Genomic DNA, 21,268 nt, shown 5'->3' with positions numbered 1-21,268 from the left:
TTGACTTTGGACTTTGGACTTTGGACTAAATACTTAATTACAAACGGAGTAGCGAAAATGCCTATAGGTGTTCCTAAAGTTCCTTACCGGATGCCCGGTGGTCAGTTTACTGATTGGATCAGTATTTACGATCGCCTGTATCGGGAAAGAATTATTTTCTTAGGGCGTGACATTGATGACGAAATAGCCAACCAAATTATTGCCGTTATGCTATACCTGGATTCCGAAGATCCAGGTAAGGATATTTATTTGTACATCAATTCCCCTGGTGGTATGGTCACCTCAGGCTTGGCGATATATGATACCATGCAACACATCAAATCTGATGTGGTAACAATTTGCGTCGGTTTAGCTGCTTCTATGGGTTCTTTCCTATTGGCAGCTGGAACCAAGGGCAAACGCATGGCATTACCTCATTCACGGATTATGATTCACCAACCTTCTGGTGGCACCCGTGGACAAGCAACTGATATCGAAATTGAAGCTAGAGAGATTCTGCGGATTCGTAACCAGCTCAATCAGATTTATGCCAACAACACAGGTCAGACTCTAGCCAAAATTGAAAAAGACATGGATCGTGACTTTTTCATGTCTGCCGCCGAAGCGAAAGAATACGGTTTAATTGACCGCGTGATTGAAGAACGCCCGTAATAGAGGCAGGGGGCAAGGGGGCAGGGAGCAGGGAGATGAGGGAGATGAGGGGAAATTACCCATTACCCAGTCCCCAATGCCCAATGCCCCATGCCCCATACCCAAGACAAATTGTTAAAACTGAACTTACACTTAGAAAATTACTTTTTATTATTAAAAACTCAACTTAAAGCTTTTTGCTTTAAGCTGAATATTCGCTAGCTCATAGCTCAAGATGGATCTTGGAGATTGCTACCGTTTATTGGGTTTAAGAACAGGAGCCTCTTTTGCCGACATCAAAACGTCTTACAGACGATTGGCGCAGCAATATCATCCTGATATCAATCCAGATGACAACCAAGCTAAAGAAAAGTTTATTGCCTTAACCGAGGCTTACAAATTCCTGTTGACGGTAGTAATACCAGAAGACACTTTTGGCCAAAAGTCGAGTCAACAGCCAGTATCTAAGGCTGAGGCAGCAGCAAAGACGGCTTCTCAGCAGGAAGAGAAAGCCACAGCCACTTCAGTAAAAACGCCAAAGCCACCACCTGCGCCAAAGCCACCCAGCGTGACTGCCATAGAACAGCGACTCAAATGGAAGACTTATGAGCAGTTGCAGCGCTTTTTAAAAGAAAAAAGATTTCCCCAAGCGATCGCACTCGCAGAAGCTTTAGCAGATCGTTTACCAGATGATGCAGAAGTTCGCCAGTGGCAAGCTATAGCTTATCAACTTTGGGGACGAGTACTCATCGATCAACATCAAGTGTTAAAAGCCAAAATTTATCTGAAAAAAGCTTTGAAGACTGACCCCAATAATAAAGCTTTATGGAATGAGGTGCAACGCGATTTCCAACGCTTAGATCAGATTTTTTAAGATATTAGGGTAAGCAATACAAAAAAATCAATTATCTACTATCTTTATATTATTAGTGATGCGTTAGGCTAAATGCTTAACGCATCATACTTTTTGTAATTATTAAAATGAGATTTATAGTCATAAAATCAGATTTTTTCAGATATTATATAAATTGTATTAACACACTTAATTAATGCAATATATGATTTTCCCTATTATGGTAGTTCTATTTAGATACTCACCTGGATTATCTGCATACTATCGGCGTTTATCAGCGTTTATTGGCAGTTATTCATTGATTATTTGAAATTTTTACATAAGTCTGTAGTATTATATTTTTAGGCAAATTTTTTGTTTTTAAATTACAGTAACCTCCAACACAATCACCCTAATAGGTAAAAGTTGCTTTGGGTAAATAATCCCTGAATGTAATAGCCAGGGAATAATAAATTTTATTTATGTCAAATCCTTCAATCAGTATAACCGTCAAGCTATTTGCTGCTTATCAAGAAGCGTATGGGACATCAGAACTAGTATTAGAATTTCCCAACGGTACACCAGTGAAAGCAGTATGCGATCGCTTAATTAGCGATCGTCCAGAACTAAAACAATTTCGAGATATCACCCGCTATGGGATTAATCTTATATTTGTGGAACCAGATACCCCTCTGCAAAATGGTGATGAAGTAGTCTTAATTCCTCCAGTTAGCGGCGGTTAAATGATTGGGATTGGGGACTGGGGACAAGGGCAGAAATTCCCATTACCAATTACCCATTACCAAATGACAAATGACAAATGACAAATGACAAATAACCAAAACAAACCAATTGTTTGGGTGCATGGAGACTGTCTGAGCCCCTACAATCCTGCACTGCAAAAATACCCTGATGTGCCAGCTATTTGGGTTTGGGACGACGCTTTAATAGAAGAATGGCAACTCAGCCTCAAACGCCTCACCTTTATCTACGAATGCTTGCTAGAGTTACCTCTAGAAATTCGTCGTGGTAATGTTGCTCAAGAAATTTTAACCTTCGCCCAAGAGCATAATGCCAATTTAGTTGTGACAGTCACTAGTCCCAGTCCCCGCTTTGCTAATATCTGCAACGCAGTGAAATCTTCTTTAGCGATAGAAGTGCTAGAGATAGAACCATTTTTTGATTACGACGGCTATATTGACCTGAAGCGCTTCTCACGCTACTGGAAAGTAGCCCAGAAGTATGTTTGAGACTAGCGAGCTAAGACAACTAGCTGTGTTCTAAACTGAAACTAAGTTGTAAACAATCAATGATGACACAAATCACATTTAAGGTAGAAGCATTTTGGGACTCAGATGCACAAGTCTGGGTTGCAACTAGTGATGATGTGTCTGGATTAGTCACAGAAGCTTCTACGATTGAAGTTCTGACGCAAAAGTTACGAGAAATAATTCCAGAACTGATCATTCTCAACAAAATTGTTCCTCAAGACTATGTAGGTTCTATCACCTTTGAATTAACCAGTCATCGCCAAGAGTTGATAGAGGTAGCTTCATAGATGAGTGTGTCATTTACTCCTGTGACAAATGTATATTTAATTTTGCGTTAGTACTTATCTGTGCGTCCAAGACTGTAATTTTGTACAACTACTAATTTTGGAACTCACTAGCAGAAATTGCGCGAATAATTAGAAAATAAATGCAGTTCGTCATGCTTACTACCTGGAAATGCCGACTAAACTTGCTGATGCACAAAATTTGCTTTCTGACCTAATCGCCCGCTACTCATCTCAAGTAGATTATTTGATGATCCGCCTAGAAGAAGCAGAAGGTACAGACATCTTATTGCGTGGTGATAAAGTAGAAACACTAAGCGAGGGTATCTCCATTGGTGGACATATTCGCGCTTGTTATAAAGGTGGGTGGGGTCTAAGCTGCTTTAATCAGCTTTCGACAATTACAGCACGGATTGAAGAAGCGATCGCAGCTGCACGCATGGTGGGAGATGAAGAAACCATACTAGCCCCCATTGAACCGATACAAGCCATATGCAGCCTACCCCTAACAGGAACAGACCCGCGAAAAATTTCTCTGATTCAGAAAAAGGAATTGTGCGATCGCTATTCTGAGTTACTCAAAAGCGTTGATCCTCGAATTAGTACTACTTCGGTACGCTACGGTGATAGTTCTCAAAAAATCATCCTGGCTACCTCAGAAGGAACATTTATTGAGCAATCTTGGGTAGATATGGAAATGCGCTTCGCCGCTACTGCGAGAAACGGCGAAACTGTACAAACAGGAAGAGAAACTACAGGTTCTCGCAAAGGCTATGAAGACTTAACTCATTTAGACGCACAAGTTAAGAATGCAGCGCAAAGAGCGATCGCAGCGTTATCTCTACCTTCAGTTAAAGGCAATACTTATACTGTAGTCATTGACCCCATCCTAACAGGGTTGTTTGTTCATGAAGCTTTTGGGCATCTTTCAGAAGCAGACATGGCTTACGAAAACCCCGATTTGTTAGAAGTCATGACCATCGGACGGCGATTTGGCCCAGAAGAACTGCAAATTTTTGATGGTGCTGCACCTCCAGGACACCGTGGTAGTTATTTTTACGATGATGAAGGGACACCAGCCACCACCACTCAACTCATTAAAGATGGAGTATTGGTAGGAAGATTACATTCTCGTGAAACCGCAGGCAAATTAGAGGAACCACCTACAGGCAATGCACGTTGTCTTAATTATCACTTCATGCCTATTGTGCGGATGACAAACACCTGGATTGAACGGGGTAAAACACCAGTTGCAGACTTATTTAGCCACATTAAAGAAGGAGTATATGCTCGTAATTGGCTAGGTGGCATGACAAATGGCGAAATGTTTACCTTTAGCGCCGGCGAAGCATGGATGATTAGAAACGGCAAAATTGCTGAACCTGTGCGTGATGTCACACTTTCAGGTAACGTTTTCCAAACTTTAGCTGATATTGAAGCTATTGGTGATGATTTTTACTGGGATGAATCTGGAGGTTGTGGTAAAGGTGGACAAAATGGCTTACCTGTAGGTTGTGGTGGCCCAAGTTTGCGAATTCGGGATGTAGTAGTTGGCGGTGAAGCTTAAAAAATTCATAATTTGTAATTAATAATTCAGTTCAAAATGTACCTTTTTAATTACGAATTAGGAATTACTAATTACCCATTACAAGCATTTTTGCTTGCACCAATTAGCAAGCTGTAAGCTATGCTTTTAAGCATAGGGTAAACACATCTCATTTTTAGCTGTTCGTACCATTAAGAACAGTGAGCATGATTTTCATGACATTGTGTTCATGAAAATTTATTGACATTGGTCATGCTTTGCGTAAATCCTGTTGAGTTTTGATTGGCATTAGCTAGCAGAGGGGAATTTGGCAATTAAAACGGTTTTACTCTGCTGTTAAACAGGATTTAGCTTGAGAGGTATTTCATCGTGGATAACGCTTCCAAGACGCAAAGCAACGCCAGTATTACCCTACTGAGCAGATTAAGTTTAAGAGTTACAAAAAAAAGAATTGTATTTACTAGCTTAATTTTGTTTTTGGTTTCTATAAGTTTAGGTAGTTTCTGGTTTTACAACAGATATAAAGTTGCCAATAAAATGGTAGCCAAACTCCAAGAATTATCTAATGCTGAGTATCCAGCAAATCCAGCATTATTGAGCAAAAACTATCAAAGATATTCTAACCGCCAGTTAACTATTATCAAGAGAGATGATACTCACTTTGATTTTGTACTAGAACCAAAAAACGAAACCACAGCGAAGATAGTCATTAAAAATATTGACCTAAAACTCTTAGTACCCAAGACACCAGAATGGCTCAAAAAAGATAAAGATTTAGCATTAATTACTTTGATTGAGCGTGAATGGAACCGACAACAGGTAACTTTTCCTGCTAACTCAGAAAATATCGAAATCAGTGGTGGTGATGGTTTTGAACAACAAAATCTTACTGAAATCGCCTTAACCAACAATTGCTTAAATGCTGGTTTTTGGGAGATTGCCCTTTTCACTAAAGAAGATAGCAATAAAACCCTTTACTATCAAGGTTGGTTTGATTTTCCCATAGGGCATTATAAAAATATATTTGAAAATGCCAATAAAATTTCTTATTGGGATTATTGGTGGAGATTAGAACATTGGCAAGAACCAAGCGGTGCAATTATTAAGAATAATCTACTTAGAAATGTAATTGATGAAAAGGTAGTCTTAACTAATTTCCCGCTTGATGAAAAGATCATATCATCGGGAGAACAGAGTAGAAAAGTACGCACCACACTCACAAAAAACCTCACAACTTGGAGAGATTTTTATAGCAATCAGCAAGAAATTCAATTTGCTACTTTCCGTAGCCCAGGATTTTATCATCCCGAACAACCTTGGAATACCCAGTACTGGAGAATCGGTAAATTTGAAAAAGCAACCTTGCGGAATATTAAGCCGACTAATAGTCAGTCAACTGTACAAGAAATCGAGTTACTGTTTAGGGATACCAAGACAGGTGAAAAAAACAGATTGTTTATTGGCGGTATAAATCTCAAAGATTTGCCGAAGTTGGCAATATCGGATTATACCAAAGGCTTATCTATGCCATTGGGTATTAGCTTACCTCCATTTTTCCAAAGCTACGAAGATTTACAAAAGAATCATCCAGATGAAAGTCCCTTTTTTAGCTTTTTGGTTGATGCTCAAAATAGATGGATTAATCATCATCAATTAGGGGTTGATGGTTCAATTATGCATCTAGATAAAGATAACCCCAATCTTTTGCATCTTTATTTACTTTCCTATGAAAGGAATACCTTAATTGCACACTTTCTCGTAAATCTGGAATAAATGATGCATAACTAATAAGATAGCCGAATTATGAAATAATTCGGCTATCTACTGAATTTTATAAAAAATTCTTAATTAACTCAAATTTCAGTCCAATTTAACTTGCTTCACTAAAGCTATCCACATATCAGATGGATTTGAGTAATAATCAATTTCTTCAACTTGATATTGATAAGGGTTAGAGCCAGATTGCAACAGAATGTAATCACTGGGTTTAATACCTTTTCCTGTACCAGTCATGTAGCCCCCTAAGCCTCCGTGTAATTGATCAAAGACATAGTCTCTACCACGGACTAATTTACTATAATCGTGTATTTTATGCTTTTGTTTTGATTCATTTAATATAACAAGCATTGGTAAGAACCCACTTACTAAACTGAAGCTGAAATTAAGACCTGTTTTAATAAGAGACATAGTGAGTTCTCCGCAAGGTTACTTTGATAACGAGGGTCGTAACAAGGTTTTAGAACACTAAGCCGAGAGAAGATTGTGTGTGAAATCTAATTAGGGAATAACCTTGAAATTTCTCGAATTACAAACAAAACAATATCCTATAAGTGGCAGAAATTACCCCATATAGTTTAGTTAGTCTTGTTTATTTTTTTGGATAAACCTTAACCTCTAATTAAGCCAAGGAATATCTAACCCAAGTTTTATCTGCACCCTATAAAAATGTAAACTAAAAAACAATTAGCATTTTTTAACAAGGCAAAAAATAATTCTATATTATTATTTAGAATTATTTTTCTCAAAAGTAAATCAGGGCATATATTTTAACGTGTCACAATATACACTATTGTGATACTAATGCTCCATAAATTATGGAAACCAGAAGTAGCCAATCTGTAACTAGTTAATTATCTACCCTTAATATAGAATGCGCTCTTAATAAATAGTCTACATTAATAGTAATCTCGCCGTCTACTGTAAAATTACGAAAATATTGTGTGGATTTGATTGATATTTAAGTTTCTTATGTAGGATATTGGCCGATTAATTAATCGGCCAGTATCTAATATTTTTGCACTAGCGATCGCATGTATTTTAAACAACAAAAATCTTCTATTTGGAGCTATTTGCTTTCAGTGCCTCATCTACGTGCTTAAGTAATAATTCTACAGAATATGAATTATCTAATACGTAATCCGCGAAAGTCCTTTTTTCTTGAATTGACATTTGACTAAGTATTCTGGCTTGTGCCTGTTCCTCACTTAAATGATTTCTTTGTATTAATCTTTGCATTTGCTGTGACTCTGAACAATACACTACCCAAATTTCTGTAACTAAATTAGTCATGTTCGCTTCAAACAGCAGAGGTATGACTAATACTATTGTTGGTGCAGAGGATTCCGCAATTTCTTGGAGGAAGCGATCGCCTACATACGGATGAATCAAACTCTCTACCCAATGACGTTCCTCTGGACGATGAAAAATAATTTCGCCTAGCTTTTGGCGGTTCAAGTTACCATCTGGTAGTAAAATCTCTGAGCCATAACGTTGAGCGATCGCACTCAAAATCGGTGAACCGACAGACACCGCATCTCTAGCATAAATATCTGCATCTAATATTGGTAGATTGTAAGCACTAGCTAAGTAATTAGCGACAGTACTTTTACCTGTAGCAATACCTCCAGTTAAGCCAATAATCCGTTTGTTCATTTGTCATTTATTCATGTTGTTTTGTCGTTTTATCGTGTGGTTTGGTATTTGGTGTTTAGGATTGGTATTCTATATCTTCCCATTACCAATTACCAATTACCGATTACCTAGTCCCCAATCCCTAATCCCTATTTTTTGCCCAATTAATTAAAGCTTGAGTTAAGCCATCTAAAGTATATTCTTCTGCTTCTACATCTACTCGTCCGATTAAAGCATGACAAGTTTTTGAGGTTTGAGGGCCAATGGAAGCAATACAAACACCTGCTAAGATATCTGAGTGATTGGTGAATCTACTATTAATTAGTTGGCAGAAAAACTGTACAGTTTTAGAACTGGCAAAAGTAATTATATCTACTGAGTGATTTTGCAGAGCTAATTCGGCTGCTTGGGGAATAGTACTAGGACAGCAAGACTGATATGCTGCAACTTCTATGACTTCTGCATTTTTAGCAGTTAATTCCTTCACTAAAACTTCTCTACCGCCGCTTTCCACTCTAGGAAATAACACCTTTTTCCCCGCTAGATTCTCCGGGAAGTTTTCTACTAAAGAATCTGCAACAAAATTAGGGGGAATAAAATCGGGTTGCAAACCGCGTTGTTTGAGACTTTGGGCAGTTTTTTCGCCAACGACAGCTATTTTGGTATTGGCTAAAGTACGTGCATCTTTGCCTTGTGCGGTTAATCTATCAAAAAAGTAGTCTACACCATTGGTAGATGTGAGAATTAACCAGTCGAATTGAGGTAAATTAGCGATCGCATGATCTAAAGCTTCCCAACTCGAAGGGGGGCCAATTTCTAAAGTAGGCATTTCAATTACAGTAGCACCTACGGCGGTGAGGCGATCGCAAAATTGGCTTGACTGTCCAACTGCACGGGTGACTAAAATTGTTTTACCACAAAGAGGAAGCTGAGAGTTGCCTGACATAGGAGAAGGGCTGAAAGTTTGGGCTAAAGTTAAATTCTCTGAAGATATTGTCTCAGGTTGTAAGTAATTGCGTAGCCCCACCACCTCACCAATTACTATCACCACAGGCGAAAGAGATAAGCCAGCCGTCTGTTCGAGAATATTACCCAGTTGGGCTACCCAAATTTCTTGATTGGGAGTACCAGCCCAGCGAATAATCGCAATTGGTGTCAGACGCGATCGCCCTTGCTTGATTAGCCGATGTACAATCTCTGCAAGATGCTGTCCACCCATCAATATAACTAAAGTTTCCAGCCGTGACAGTGCTTCCCAATCTAAAGCCTCTGGTTCATGGGCTGTTAACACCGCAAAACAACGGCTTAAAACTGGATCTGTCAAGGGAATAGCTGCAAGTAAAGGCGCAGCTAAAGCCGAAGAAATTCCTGGTACCACTGCAAATGCACAACCAGCAGCTTTCAAAGCTTCAATTTCCGCAGTACAGCGTCCAAAAATAAACGGATCGCCTGACTTGAGTCTGACAACTCGTTTCCCTTGCTGACAGTAGTTAACTAATAACTTGTTAATCTCAGCTTGGCTGGTGCTGGGTTTACCACCACGTTTACCGACATCTACCTTTAAACAATCAGGCGGTACACATTGCAACAGTTGCTCATCTACTAGGGCATCGTATACCAATACCTGAGCTTGCTGCAAAAGATTGTAAGCTTTTACCGTGAGGTATGCCACATCTCCTGGCCCAGCACCGACAAGGTAAACTTTACCCATTGCATCAATCATGGCTGAGATTTTTTACTGATATGATTTCCTTTAAATTACTCTTACAGATTTTGCAGCTAAATCAACGCCGCAATACCAAAAATCTGGTGTGTAAAATTGAAATCAATTAATTTGAGAGTTAATCTTTTGCAGCAATTGCTCAATACGCTCAACCATTTCTTGATTATGCTGAGATTGAAATAACTCTCTAGCTTTTTGTAGATTAGCAACCGCTTCATCTCGTTGGTCTTGTCTGCTGAGAGACACACCCAAATTATAATAAGCGAATGCAGAGTTCGGATCTAAACTCAGCGCCTTTTTGTACTGAGCGATCGCTTCTGGAATCTTACCTTGATCAGACAGAGCATTTCCTAAAAGGCTGTATCCAAAAGAATTTTGCGGCTTGAGGTTTATAGCTGCTGTATATTCCACCACAGCCTCTTCCAGCTTACCTTGATCTTGGAAAGCACTACCTAAATAATAGTGTGCTGCTGCATATTGCGGATCGATTTTAAGCGCTTGTTGATATTGGGCGATCGCTGCTTGCGTTTTACCTTGATCGTACAAAGCATTTCCCAAAGCTGCATAACCTGCCGGGTTTTTCGGTTCCAAGCGAATAGTTTCTTGATAATGGGCTGATGCTGCTGCCAATTTTCCTTGATTATATAGAGCATTGCCTAGCCGATAATGAGCCTCAGCGTCATCAGGCGCAAGCCGAATCGCTTGTTGATATTCTGCGATCGCTTCATCTAAACGATCAAGCTTTGTCAACGTCAAACCCAGATTTAAATAAGCTTCAGCGTCGTTAGCATCAATACTAATAGCTGTTTGATAACTAGCGATCGCTTCTTTAGTTTTACCGCGATCGTCGAGAACATTTCCTAATCCAATATAGGCTTTGGCATAGTTGGGTTCCAGTTCAATCACTTTCCGAAAAGCCGTTTCTGCACCTTGTAAATCTCCTTGAATATAGAGATTAATTGCCTTTTCTAAGCTAGCGATCGCGGCTTTATTCTTAATTGCTTTTGTTTGATATGAGTTCTGCAATTTTGCTAAACTCCTATCTAAATCCGTTGCTAATACAACAGTTGTCTGGGTAAAACATAAGCCTATAATTACCGCAGGCAGCAAAGTTTTGATATTTAACATTTTTACTACTTTACCTACATTCTAGTTCAGCTTATCCTGTGTATCTCACAAACAATTTTTCCCATAAAAACTTTATATAAATTTAATTTTGTATATCTTTCACTAAATATAGATTTTTATACTTTTAAGTCGATGTTTTTAGTATCTTACCCAATATAAAAAATGAATTTGACAAATAAATGATTAGGGGCGTACAGATGTGCGCCCCTAAAGATAATTAATGTATGCCAAATATTGTTGAATTGGTACGATTTCCTATCCTAGGAAAAATTGCTGCACGTATATATATTGTATGGATGAAAAATAGATTAGTCTGATGGGTTATACCCCCTAAGAATCAATTCAAAATTCAAAATTAAATACAGCCACCCACAAGGAGGTGGGGTTTCTACTTACCTTAAGAAATAAGGATTTTTTCGCCCAGCAGGGGTGAGGTTTTGAACCTAGCTTTTTCCTATAAATAGATAATAATAGAGGCACAAAATTTTGTGCCCCTAACGATGTACTTCATTTACCTGAAATACGCTGTAAATTAAACCGAAAAATTACTTAGCTTACTTCTCACCCCACGCAAGCATTACGAATTACTAACTACGAATTACGAATTACGAATTACGAATTACGAATTACGAATTACGAATTAGTAATTACTACTTGGATTTAGCATTCATTTTTTCTAAAACCTGAGCAACTTTCTCAGCCTTTTCTGGTTGACGTTGTTTTTGCAATAAATCTTGCGCTATTTGCAAATTAGCCTTAGCTGCTTCTCGTTGTTCTTGCTGCATCAACACATTTGCTAGACGCAAGTAAGCTTGGGGATTTTTCGGACTGCGAAGAATTACATCTTCAAACCATTCTTTTGATTCTACAATTTTACCTTGCTGATTTAAGGTATCTCCTAACAGTAAGCGCACCATATCATTAGTGGTATTACGAGCAATTACTTGGCGAAAAGCAGCTTCTGCGCCTTGATAGTCTTGCTGCTGATAAAGATTGACACCTTTTTGAAATAAATTCGATGTAATCAAAGTTTTGACAGCAAAATAAATTAGTAGAGCAATGCTAGAAGCTACTAAAACAATAGCAAAGATATCAATGGTATGAAAATTATTGAGCATTTTTTTAAGCCAAAAGACAGGCGATCGGGAAAATCAAATATTCGATAAAAAACAGTTTCCAGATAAATTGGTAAAATTGAGCGATCGCACTTTTTTCTTGCAAGTCCACTCCTAAACTCCGCACCCACAGAACACACAGCACTACTAGATGGGTAATTACCAAAAATAGTATATTAACCGAGGCTAAACGCAACACACCCACTAAAATCATACCCACATAACAGATAGTGAGTACCCCAAGCGCTATATTAAATACGGTTTGCGGCCCTAGATGGATAGTCAAAGTTCTGATATTGTACAAGCGATCACCTTCCATATCGGGCACATCTTTAAAAATTGCGATCGCAAATGTAAACACCAAAATAAATACTGTTAGCACCCAGACTGTAGCGGGAATTGAGGTATTCTTGTGTGCTAACCAACTAAAGTGCAAAAATAGCCCTAAATTAACAATTGTTCCCCGCACCGAAAAAATACAGAAAGCAGCCCAAAAGGGAAACCGCTTCAAGCGAATTGGTGGTAAAGAATAAGCAGTACCAATTGCCAAACTAATAGCCACCATGCCAAGCAGAAATGGCCCAGATAGTGCAGCAATGACTAGCGCCAAAATACCAGTAATCGCCACAATTATCTGTCCCTGTTTTTTAGAAAAATCCCCTGATGCTAGTGGTAAATGCGGCTTATTAATCTTATCTATTTCAATATCTTCTAGTTGATTCAACCCCACAATATAAACATTGCCGCACAAACAAGCAAACCAAGTTGCTAAAACAGCAGAAAAAGCATAATTGCTATTTCCCACAGCCACAGCAATTAAATACAAAGCCAACACACTCAAACTCGTACCAATAATTGTGTGTGGACGAGAAAATTGCCAAAAAGCATCAAGCCAACGACCCCAAACACCAAAAGGCTTTTGCCCAGAATACTGATTCATAAATAATTTTTCGATGCCAAATCTTCAATATAGAATCTTGGGTGAACAAACAACTAGTACCGCAATGCGGAAATCAAAACTTGTATAGACGCGATTAATCGCGTCTACACTCAAAAGTCATTGCTTCCCCCTGATTTCCCCATTCCCCCATTCCCTCACTTATCCCCGCACAGTAACCCAAACCGAATCAAACCACGCTGATAGCCTCGACTCATCAAACCTAGAGACAGCGCCCCAACAATCGTAGTCCAACCCGCAGTTAATAACCCCCAAATCGCTTTAGGCGTAAATGCTGAATCAATCACAAAATCCCAAAATGGGGCTACAGCTTGTGACCAATCAGCCGTGCGAATATTTTTTAAGGAAATTTGATTAGCGATCGCAGCATATTCTGGCAGTGAAATTACGTAGGGTAAACAATACACTTGATAAATATCATGTAAGTGCTTACGTTCATCGTCGGTCAGTGGTGCATTATCAATTGGGCGATGACACCAAGTCACCATAATCAACTTTCCACCAGGTTTCAGCACTCGGTAGCACTCTTGTAGAAACTTGATTTTATTGGGCATATGTTCGCCACTTTCCAAAGACCAAACTAAGTCAAAGCTATTGTCAGCAAAAGGCATTTCTTGAGCATCTGCGACCAAAAATTGACTTCTATCACTCAAATTTAGCTTTTGGGCGCGTTCGGTAGCCCTATTCGCCTGTACTGGACTGAGAGTGATTCCTGTCGCCTTAGCATCAAACTTTTCTGCCAGGTATAGCGAACTCCCACCAATACCACAGCCTACATCCAAAATATTCTCTGCTGTTTCTACTTCTGCCCAATGGAGTAATTCCTCAATTAAATCAATTTGCGCCTGACGACGGTCTTTTTTCTCAGTACCGTCTGGCCCGTAATAGCCATGATGCATATGTTCGCCCCAAATCTCTTCCCAAAGACCAGAGGAAGCATCGTAAAATTGCTGAATTTGTTGGTACAGTGTTGTGCTCATGAAGAAAGCAGTGTTATGAAAAAGCAGAACTGAAATAAACCTACTCGTAGGCTACCATGTGTGTTTTTAATTAAAGAAGGGTATTTTTGGTTCCAAGGAGGGGGAAGCCCATTTATACCTGTGAGTACAAATAATTAAATGCACCGTGAACGGCTGTAAGATATGGGAATTGATACAGTCAGCCACCAGAATTCTCAGTAATTGAGGATTTTTTCATTTGGAATTTGGAATTGTAAATTATTTATGACTGTTGCCCGAACAATTTGCTTAGGATTTTTGGCAGTCATTACAGTAGGTACTCTCCTACTGATGATGCCTTTTTCCACTGCTAGTGGTAATTGGAACGATCCAATTGTGGCGCTGTTCACCTCAACATCCGCAGTTTGTGTAACTGGTTTATCGGTAGTTGATCCTGGGACTTATTTTTCCTTTTGGGGTCAATTCTTTATTTTGCTATTGGTTCAGATTGGTGGTTTGGGCTACATGACAACCACCACCTTTTTAATTTTGCTCATTGGGCGCAAATTTGACTTAAGAGACAAAATCGCAATTCAACAAGCTTTAGACCGACCAGGAATGAGTGGTAGTAACCAAGTCATTCGCTCTATTATTGCCACTACCTTAATTTTTGAACTCACGGGTGTATTCTTACTACTACCAGCATTTGTCCCTACTTACGGTTTAGATCAAGGACTATGGTTAGCAATTTTCCATAGTATAAATTCTTGGAATAATGCAGGTTTTAGCCTTTTCAAAGATAACTTAATTGGCTATCAGACATCAGCTCTAGTAGTATTTACCGTTTCAGGCTTAATTATCTTTGGTGGGATTGGCTACCAGGTAATTTTAGAAATGTACTTTTGGTTACGTGATCGCATCCAAAAGAAAACAAAAAACCAAATATTTTCTCTCGACTTTAAAGTTGCCACTAGTACAACTTTAATACTATTATTTATCGGGACTATTGCCTTTTTAGCTATCGAGTTCAGAAATCCAGAAACCTTTGGAGGCATGAATTTACGTGACAAATTTTTATTAGCTTGGTTCCAATCGGTAACACCTAGAACAGCTGGCTTTAATACCATCGATATTGGCAAAATGACCACTGCTGGTTTATTTATCACAATTGCACTGATGTTTATTGGTGCTAGCCCTGGTGGTACAGGTGGCGGTATCAAAACTACAACTTTAAGAGTTCTCACCAGTTGCACTCAATCGATTCTCCAAGGCAAAGAAGAAGTTTTATTATATGAGCGCAAGATAGCTATCTCTCTAATTCTCAAAGCTGTAGGTGTGTTAGTTGGCTCTGTAGCTACTGTAATTTTATCGACCGTTTTAATTTCCCTCACAGATCCAAAGTTAGATTTCATTCAAATTTTATTTGAAGTAGTATCTGCATTTGCAACAGTCGGGCTTTCAACAGGTATTACTGCAACTGTTTCCACCGCCGCCAAACTAGTCTTAATTGCCACAATGTATATTGGAAGAGTTGGTGTATTGCTCCTCATGTCTGCTATCCTGGGAGACCCTCGCCCTACCAGAATTCACTACCCTGAAGAAAATCTACTAGTGGGATAATTGAAGTCAATAGATAGGTCAATATTTCATCCTAGTAGCTACTACACAAACTGCTACAATTTACACTACCAATTAAAAATCGATGCTTGAATCTGTGACCAATTAAATTTATCGTTGAGCAACAAGAACATTATTAGGTGGGCATCTTGTCTGTCCTCATAAAACAACTTCAAAATATACTGACTTACTTAAGCCAGTATAAATTTTTCGCCATCAACAAAGGGTGTACTAATAAAGGATAGTAATTGTGAATCTTTCAGCCTTAAACTTTTTTCGCAGTTTACGTAAAGACAACCACCAATTTGCAGTCATTGGTTTAGGTCGCTTTGGTCGCTCTGTATCCTCTACATTGCATAGATTAGGTTATGAAGTATTGGCAACAGATATAGATGAAAAGCGAGTATCTGAAGCACTTACAGAGCGTATAGTTGGTCATGCATTACAGCTAGACTCCACAGAACCAGCAGCACTTAAAGAAGCCGGCATTTTTGAATTTGATACTGTAATCGTAGCCATCGGTAATTATATTCAAGAAAGTATTATTACTACCTTAAATGTCAAAGAAGGGGGCGTACCTCATGTAGTAGCCAAAGCTTCTAGCGAAGTTCACCAAAAGCTATTAAAACGAGTGGGAGCAGATCATGTAGTATTTCCAGAATACGAAGCAGGATGCGCCCTTGCACGTACACTTACTAAACCATCAATCCTAGAACGCTTTGACCTCGATCCAGACAACAGTATTGTCGAATTGATTGTACCTGACGAATTTCATGCCAAAACCATCACAGAGTTGCAATTGCGTAATCGCTATGGCTTAAATTTAATTGCAGTCAGCCAAGATGGTAAATTTATCATTAATCCAGAACCCACCAAACGTTTAGAACGTGGTTCTGCGATGGTAGTAATTGGTCACAACAAAGATATCAATCGCTTGCCAATTTGAGTAAACTATCAAATATTTCAGCAGACTGGACTTGAATAGTTACTCTACAATATCAGCGTATTAGCAAGCAAATATCAAGTTGGCTGCAAATGAGAATTTAACTTATTGAATATTAAAACTGCATTGCCAAATAGTAATTTAATTAATTGCTATTTAGTAAATTAGTAATATTTTAGTGGGTAAAAAATTTTCATAAATGCTTATTGCTCCACAATCATGTTATCTTTAGTTAAAAAGCCTAATTGCAATTGTTGTAGACAACTTCATACGTAGCAGTACGCAAAATCCACAGGGTAAAATTCCATCTGGAAAGTTTTCTTAACTTGCACAAGTTTTTGAAAAACTCGGTATATCTTTATACCTTCTTCTCTATCACCCCCCGGATACTCTGCGAGTTCTCCTGTAAATTACAGCAGTTGCACATGGGGATATGTTCCCCGGTTGTAGTAAGTAGCGTGGAAACCTTCTGCTTACCATTCACTGTTGTACCTGTTCCTTTTATACGAGAGTCATTTCAGCAATCAAAGCAAACTCCTGTAGCTTATTTCCATCAGCCTCAGATTTTCCTCATTTTTCAGGTTTAAGTTAGTAAATAACAAAATAACCTGTAAATTTATACTTGCTGATTTCTTAATTTGGATACCCTAATATGTAGTAAATATGACTTTTATAACAGCAAATAGCGATTAAATGAGAAATAAACGCAGATTATAGATATTTAACCGAATTAATCTTGAAATTACCTAATTTATTTCTTAAAATCGTTAATTTTTAAAGCTAATAATCAGTCTGTGATGCTATAACAACTTACTTTTTAAGTTCTCCAACTATATGATACAAGCCAAACCTTTTCTAGTTGAAATTTTAATTTCTCGCATGAACATAAGATAACTTAACAATATTCATGGTTTTTTAAAGTTATTGTTACGGTTACTGAATAACCAGCAATTTATTGATATTACAAATATTTAGACTAACAGTGTATGCAGCATTAAATTACCACTGACAGAACTTTATATATGCTACTAAAGTATTTAAATATAGTATTTTTATTTGAAGAAATAAAAACAAAAAACAATTGATAATTTCGTCGATTAAAAGTAATAATTCCTTATTTATACGGAAGTTTTTTTTCCACAAAACAAGCTAGATTTCTAATTACCCAATGAGTTAAGCAGTGCAAACAAATAAGAAGTCTTTCTGATGCATAAAAGTCTTGGCGTTCAAGAATTAATACTGCTTAAGATGAAAAAGATGTCTTTAAACCTATACTGGAAAAATTTTGGAGTTCGATGAGTAATTGAACTGAGCAAATAAGCTTCCTAAGACTGTAAAGTTTTAGGCTAATTTAACTTGGCAATTGCCAGATGAATGGCTAAAAAAAATCCTGCGTGTTTCAGCAGGAAAGAATTCGATTGAATATATACACCTCTATCATGCCAAAAACCAAGAGATTTATCAAACAGCCTTCAAAGTTCTACCGTTCTTTGGTAGCAACAGTATTATTGGCTAACGGCATTTTCCAGTTTGTTACACCTGTATTAGCTGAAGGGACAGCTGCTGGTCAATCAATCAGCAACACAGCAACCGCAACTTACGAAGATCCCAACAATCCAGGAACAACTATTAATGCAACCTCTAACACTGTAACTGTGACAGTGGCAGAAGTTGCAGGTATTACCTTAGCACCTAAGGGCGTACCAGAAGATCAGACTCCTGCTGATCCTGTTAAGGTCGGTGATTTAATTATTTACACATACGAAGTCAAGAACGTAGGTAACGATCCCACCAGATTCCGGATTCCTAATTTAGCAACCACAACTGGGCCTGGTACTGTTTCTGGCACGCTTCCTGGTAGTACCACTAGTGGAGAACTGCAATATAGTACTGATGGTGGTACAACCTGGCTTAACTTCAATGCTGCTGAGGTCGTCACACCTTCAGTTCCAGTTAACGGTACTGTATTAGTACGTGTACCAGTTACCGTCCAAGCCGGTGCCAATACAGGTGACCTGATTACAGTTACCCTAGGTAACACACCAGGTAATGCTCAGAACGTAGAACGCATAGGCAGTAATATTAACGGTGGTGACGTTTACACCGTAGATAACGCAGATGGTACTCCTGGTGAAATCTCTGGCGCACCAGTCAATGGAACTCGTGAAGCTAGCGACATCCAAGAAATTAAAGTTGGTGCTGTCCAGAAGAATCTAGCCTTAGCAACATTATTGAAAACTCGTGGCGCTTACGTAGATAATGATGCAGCCCCTGGAACACCAACACCTGCCAATCTCTCAGATGATAGTGTTACCTATAATTTGAGCGTCAGGGTTGAAGGCAATGATGTAACTGGTTTAGGTATTACTCCAAATCCGCTAGCAGGTACTACAGGTATCAGCGTAGATGGCAATACCACCAAAAATTACATCTTAATTTCTGATGATATTCCTGCAGGTACAGTCTTAAAAGCAGCACCAACAGCGCCTGCAGGTTGGAAAGCAGTTTACAGCACTACAGCTATTGGTTCAACTAAGGCGAATGATGGTACATCAGTACAGTGGAAAACCTTCCAAGCAGGCGGTACTTTACAAGGTGCTGATACCTTAGCATCTGTAACACGTGTGGGTTTTGTCAAAGAGACTTTAGTAGCTGCTGATAATATTCCTGTAAATACTACTTTGACAGGTTTCTCAATTAAATTAGGTGTTGTCGGTACACCAGCAACTTTATCTATCAACAACATCGCGCAAGTATTTGGTCAAACACCTAATGGTGGTTTACCTGTGTACGATGAATCTGGTGACCAAAATCCCAGTAACTACGACGGGCCTGTAGGTAGTATGACACCTCCTGCTGGTACAGATCTCAATAATGATGGCCTACCTGATAGCGCCACAGCAGTGAATAATACCGTTACTAATGGTGTTGCTGACCCGACTACACAAGGTGTTGATGCAAGTAATGACAACACTGGTGCTGGCCCTGGTGGTGAAGTTAATACCTTCCAAATTCAAGCTGCTACAGCTGCATCTGTACTGAATGGGCCTTTAAATGCACCTGGTGCAACTGGGCCAGATGGTACAACTGCAACTGACTTTACCAATAAATCTTCTTTAATTCCTGCCAACACATTACCTGGTAGTAAAATTGACCCCTCACCAGTAGGTTTCACCAACACATTACAGAACACTGGTACAGGAACAGGTAACATCACGCTTACACCAATCACACCAGCCAATCCTTTAGACTTACCGACTGGTACAACAGCAACTGTTACCTTTGGTAGTAATTCTGCAGTTTATACTTATACTCAAGGTTCTGGTTTTACCCTGACTAGTGGTACGGCAATTACAATCTCCAACGTTGCACCGGGTGCATCTACTAGCTATGGTTTAGAAGTTAATCTACCAACCGGTACCAAGCTGTCAACTGATACTTTGACAGATTATGCAAATGATGCAGAATTTGGTTACCCTGTACCGATTCAAGCCACTATTACTGTTGGTGCAAATACATCCACTAACGTCACTATTGACCGGGTATATACTGGCTTCCTCAAATTAGTCAAAGTTTCACGAATCTTACAAGGAAGTGGGCCAGCAGTAGGTGCAGGTCAGGATGACTTTGAAAGTACACCGAAGTACACAAATGCCAACGGTGTAGATATCGATCCAAATTCTAACGTTGCTGATGTACCCAGAAATCCTGCACCTGGAAATATTATTGAATATCAGATTCGATACACAAATATTTCCAATGTCCAAGCTGGTGCTGGTAATGTGGTCTTGAATGCTGGCAACGTCGTAATTACTGAAGATGGTACAGCATCTCCCAATAATTGGGCAGTAGACAATGATGGTAACGGTATCATTGATACTAGTAATATAACTAACCCGCAGGCTGTGGATTCTGCGAGTGGAACCATCCAATTCTTCCCATCTGGTAACCAAACTGGAAGCACTCAAGCGACAGATGTTACCAAGTATGTAGATACTGCTAACGGTAATGTTATACCGCAAGAGCAAAGAACATTTACCTTCCAACGTCGGGTTAACTAGAACCTTTCACCCCTCTTTTCTAAGGAAGAGGGGTTAACAAGTCCGTAGTCATGACTACGGACTTAGAAAAATTAATGAAATAGACCACTAGAACAATTTTCTAGCATCAGTAGGGAAAAATAAATCACTTATCAACATCTGAAAATATTCTGAGGTTTATTGACATGAAGCGTATTTCTATTGCAGGTGTGGGAGCGATCGCTTTAATTGCGACAATTCCCTTTGTAAACCAAATACCAGGAGTAGCAAATATTTGGCAATCGGGAAGTGCGATCGCACAAAATACCAAATATCAAGGTCAAGTGCAGTTGCGCCTAGATGCAGAAAAGCAAGTAATTGAGAAGGATCAGCAGGGTAAGCAAACCAAAAAATGGCAAGCTTTAAAAGGTCAAGCTGTAGTCCAACCAGGAGATGTACTGCGCTACACGTTGAGTAGCGAAAATAAAAATGCTCATCCCGTGAAGAATCTCACTCTCAATCAACCCATTCCCAAAGGAATGGTTTATGTGCTGAAATCTGCAAGTGTGGATGCTAATCCAGAAGCCAAAATTACTTACAGCATTGATGATGGACGCAGCTTTGTAGAAAATCCCACTGTCAAAATTACCCTACCCAATGGCAAAGTGGAAACGCAATCTGCTCCAGCCAATGCTTACACTCATATCCGTTTAAAACTACCATCCGTAGGTGCAAAGTCAATAGTCAAAGCATCTTATCAAGTGCAAGTACGTTAATAAAAGGGATGAGGGACTAGTACCGCTACCGAGTAAGTCAAAAGTCATTAATTATGTCTTCCTCATCTCCCTCATCC

The 21,268-nt window shown here is 38.9% G+C and carries 18 protein-coding genes; 11 read left to right on the top strand and 7 right to left on the bottom strand.

Annotated elements, in window-relative coordinates; translation table 11 throughout:
- Nucleotides 1-57 precede the first annotated feature (57 nt).
- The 7 genes from AACU25_RS30615 to AACU25_RS30585 all read left to right on the top strand — a co-directional run bounded on the left by AACU25_RS30615 (nucleotide 58) and on the right by AACU25_RS30585 (nucleotide 6,336).
- Nucleotides 58-651, top strand: coding sequence for an ATP-dependent Clp protease proteolytic subunit (locus tag AACU25_RS30615; RefSeq protein ID WP_045868061.1), 594 nt, complete (start codon nucleotides 58-60; stop codon nucleotides 649-651).
- Nucleotides 652-865: 214 nt separating this feature from the next.
- A complete protein-coding gene (locus AACU25_RS30610; protein ID WP_096582120.1) occupies nucleotides 866-1,504 on the top strand; it encodes a J domain-containing protein in 639 nt (212 codons plus the stop codon).
- Nucleotides 1,505-1,944: 440 nt separating this feature from the next.
- Nucleotides 1,945-2,205 (top strand): MoaD/ThiS family protein, encoded by a 261-nt coding sequence (locus AACU25_RS30605; RefSeq protein ID WP_096582118.1) that lies wholly within the window; start codon nucleotides 1,945-1,947, stop codon nucleotides 2,203-2,205.
- Nucleotides 2,206-2,289: 84 nt separating this feature from the next.
- Entirely contained in the window at nucleotides 2,290-2,712 is a 423-nt protein-coding gene (locus tag AACU25_RS30600) for a hypothetical protein (protein ID WP_096582116.1), read from the top strand.
- Between the two features lie 62 nt (nucleotides 2,713-2,774).
- Nucleotides 2,775-3,020, top strand: a complete 246-nt coding sequence (locus AACU25_RS30595; RefSeq protein ID WP_096582114.1) for a DUF1902 domain-containing protein — start codon at nucleotides 2,775-2,777, stop codon at nucleotides 3,018-3,020.
- 169 nt (nucleotides 3,021-3,189) lie between these two features.
- A complete protein-coding gene (locus AACU25_RS30590) occupies nucleotides 3,190-4,584 on the top strand; it encodes a TldD/PmbA family protein (protein WP_096582112.1) in 1,395 nt (464 codons plus the stop codon).
- 348 nt (nucleotides 4,585-4,932) lie between these two features.
- The gene (locus tag AACU25_RS30585) at nucleotides 4,933-6,336 is read left to right on the top strand and encodes a hypothetical protein (RefSeq protein WP_096582110.1); all 1,404 of its coding nucleotides are present in this window, start codon (nucleotides 4,933-4,935) and stop codon (nucleotides 6,334-6,336) included.
- 87 nt (nucleotides 6,337-6,423) lie between these two features.
- On the opposite strand, the gene AACU25_RS30580 is transcribed toward AACU25_RS30585, so the two are convergent.
- The 7 genes from AACU25_RS30580 to AACU25_RS30550 all read right to left on the bottom strand — a co-directional run bounded on the left by AACU25_RS30580 (nucleotide 6,424) and on the right by AACU25_RS30550 (nucleotide 13,878).
- Complete coding sequence (locus AACU25_RS30580) at nucleotides 6,424-6,750, bottom strand: hypothetical protein (protein WP_096582108.1); 327 nt, start codon at nucleotides 6,748-6,750, stop codon at nucleotides 6,424-6,426.
- A 648-nt stretch (nucleotides 6,751-7,398) separates the two neighbouring features.
- On the bottom strand, nucleotides 7,399-7,995 hold the full coding sequence (gene coaE, locus AACU25_RS30575; RefSeq protein WP_096582106.1) for a dephospho-CoA kinase: 597 nt from the start codon (nucleotides 7,993-7,995) through the stop codon (nucleotides 7,399-7,401).
- A 121-nt stretch (nucleotides 7,996-8,116) separates the two neighbouring features.
- Nucleotides 8,117-9,697, bottom strand: a complete 1,581-nt coding sequence (cobA, locus tag AACU25_RS30570; protein WP_096582104.1) for a uroporphyrinogen-III C-methyltransferase — start codon at nucleotides 9,695-9,697, stop codon at nucleotides 8,117-8,119.
- 102 nt (nucleotides 9,698-9,799) lie between these two features.
- On the bottom strand, nucleotides 9,800-10,825 hold the full coding sequence (locus AACU25_RS30565) for a tetratricopeptide repeat protein (RefSeq protein ID WP_096582102.1): 1,026 nt from the start codon (nucleotides 10,823-10,825) through the stop codon (nucleotides 9,800-9,802).
- A gap of 650 nt (nucleotides 10,826-11,475) precedes the next feature.
- Nucleotides 11,476-11,943, bottom strand: coding sequence for a tetratricopeptide repeat protein (locus AACU25_RS30560; RefSeq protein ID WP_096582100.1), 468 nt, complete (start codon nucleotides 11,941-11,943; stop codon nucleotides 11,476-11,478).
- Between the two features lie 4 nt (nucleotides 11,944-11,947).
- A complete protein-coding gene (locus AACU25_RS30555; protein ID WP_096582098.1) occupies nucleotides 11,948-12,880 on the bottom strand; it encodes a homogentisate phytyltransferase in 933 nt (310 codons plus the stop codon).
- Nucleotides 12,881-13,035: 155 nt separating this feature from the next.
- Nucleotides 13,036-13,878 carry a methyltransferase domain-containing protein gene (locus AACU25_RS30550; protein ID WP_096582096.1) on the bottom strand — a complete coding sequence of 281 codons (843 nt, stop codon included), beginning with the start codon at nucleotides 13,876-13,878 and terminating at the stop codon, nucleotides 13,036-13,038.
- A gap of 243 nt (nucleotides 13,879-14,121) precedes the next feature.
- Here AACU25_RS30550 and AACU25_RS30545 point away from each other — a divergent pair, with 243 nt between their 5' ends.
- The 4 genes from AACU25_RS30545 to AACU25_RS30530 all read left to right on the top strand — a co-directional run bounded on the left by AACU25_RS30545 (nucleotide 14,122) and on the right by AACU25_RS30530 (nucleotide 21,191).
- Nucleotides 14,122-15,456, top strand: a complete 1,335-nt coding sequence (locus AACU25_RS30545; protein ID WP_096582094.1) for a TrkH family potassium uptake protein — start codon at nucleotides 14,122-14,124, stop codon at nucleotides 15,454-15,456.
- A gap of 247 nt (nucleotides 15,457-15,703) precedes the next feature.
- Complete coding sequence (locus AACU25_RS30540) at nucleotides 15,704-16,399, top strand: potassium channel family protein (RefSeq protein ID WP_045868075.1); 696 nt, start codon at nucleotides 15,704-15,706, stop codon at nucleotides 16,397-16,399.
- A gap of 1,436 nt (nucleotides 16,400-17,835) precedes the next feature.
- A complete protein-coding gene (locus AACU25_RS30535) occupies nucleotides 17,836-20,457 on the top strand; it encodes a beta strand repeat-containing protein (RefSeq protein ID WP_096582092.1) in 2,622 nt (873 codons plus the stop codon).
- A gap of 164 nt (nucleotides 20,458-20,621) precedes the next feature.
- The gene (locus tag AACU25_RS30530; RefSeq protein ID WP_096582090.1) at nucleotides 20,622-21,191 is read left to right on the top strand and encodes a DUF11 domain-containing protein; all 570 of its coding nucleotides are present in this window, start codon (nucleotides 20,622-20,624) and stop codon (nucleotides 21,189-21,191) included.
- Nucleotides 21,192-21,268 lie beyond the last annotated feature (77 nt).

The sequence above is a fragment of the Tolypothrix tenuis PCC 7101 genome, from assembly GCF_963874875.1.
In the GTDB taxonomy this organism is placed as follows: Bacteria; Cyanobacteriota; Cyanobacteriia; order Cyanobacteriales; family Nostocaceae; genus Aulosira; species Aulosira tenue.
Note: the sequence above shows the minus strand (reverse complement) of the source record. Positions and strands in the feature narration are given on the sequence as shown.

Bases quoted from the DNA above. Each gene is read 5' to 3' on its own strand.
- AACU25_RS30615 (WP_045868061.1), top strand. From the start codon at position 58: ATGCCTATAGGTGTTCCTAAAGTTCCTTACCGGATGCCCGGTGGTCAG.
- AACU25_RS30610 (WP_096582120.1), top strand. From the start codon at position 866: ATGGATCTTGGAGATTGCTACCGTTTATTGGGTTTAAGAACAGGAGCC.
- AACU25_RS30605 (WP_096582118.1), top strand. From the start codon at position 1,945: ATGTCAAATCCTTCAATCAGTATAACCGTCAAGCTATTTGCTGCTTAT.
- AACU25_RS30600 (WP_096582116.1), top strand. From the start codon at position 2,290: ATGACAAATAACCAAAACAAACCAATTGTTTGGGTGCATGGAGACTGT.
- AACU25_RS30595 (WP_096582114.1), top strand. From the start codon at position 2,775: ATGACACAAATCACATTTAAGGTAGAAGCATTTTGGGACTCAGATGCA.
- AACU25_RS30590 (WP_096582112.1), top strand. From the start codon at position 3,190: ATGCCGACTAAACTTGCTGATGCACAAAATTTGCTTTCTGACCTAATC.
- AACU25_RS30580 (WP_096582108.1), bottom strand. From the start codon at position 6,750: ATGTCTCTTATTAAAACAGGTCTTAATTTCAGCTTCAGTTTAGTAAGT.
- coaE (WP_096582106.1), bottom strand. From the start codon at position 7,995: ATGAACAAACGGATTATTGGCTTAACTGGAGGTATTGCTACAGGTAAA.
- cobA (WP_096582104.1), bottom strand. From the start codon at position 9,697: ATGATTGATGCAATGGGTAAAGTTTACCTTGTCGGTGCTGGGCCAGGA.
- AACU25_RS30565 (WP_096582102.1), bottom strand. From the start codon at position 10,825: ATGTTAAATATCAAAACTTTGCTGCCTGCGGTAATTATAGGCTTATGT.
- AACU25_RS30560 (WP_096582100.1), bottom strand. From the start codon at position 11,943: ATGCTCAATAATTTTCATACCATTGATATCTTTGCTATTGTTTTAGTA.
- AACU25_RS30555 (WP_096582098.1), bottom strand. From the start codon at position 12,880: ATGAATCAGTATTCTGGGCAAAAGCCTTTTGGTGTTTGGGGTCGTTGG.
- AACU25_RS30550 (WP_096582096.1), bottom strand. From the start codon at position 13,878: ATGAGCACAACACTGTACCAACAAATTCAGCAATTTTACGATGCTTCC.
- AACU25_RS30545 (WP_096582094.1), top strand. From the start codon at position 14,122: ATGACTGTTGCCCGAACAATTTGCTTAGGATTTTTGGCAGTCATTACA.
- AACU25_RS30535 (WP_096582092.1), top strand. From the start codon at position 17,836: ATGCCAAAAACCAAGAGATTTATCAAACAGCCTTCAAAGTTCTACCGT.
- AACU25_RS30530 (WP_096582090.1), top strand. From the start codon at position 20,622: ATGAAGCGTATTTCTATTGCAGGTGTGGGAGCGATCGCTTTAATTGCG.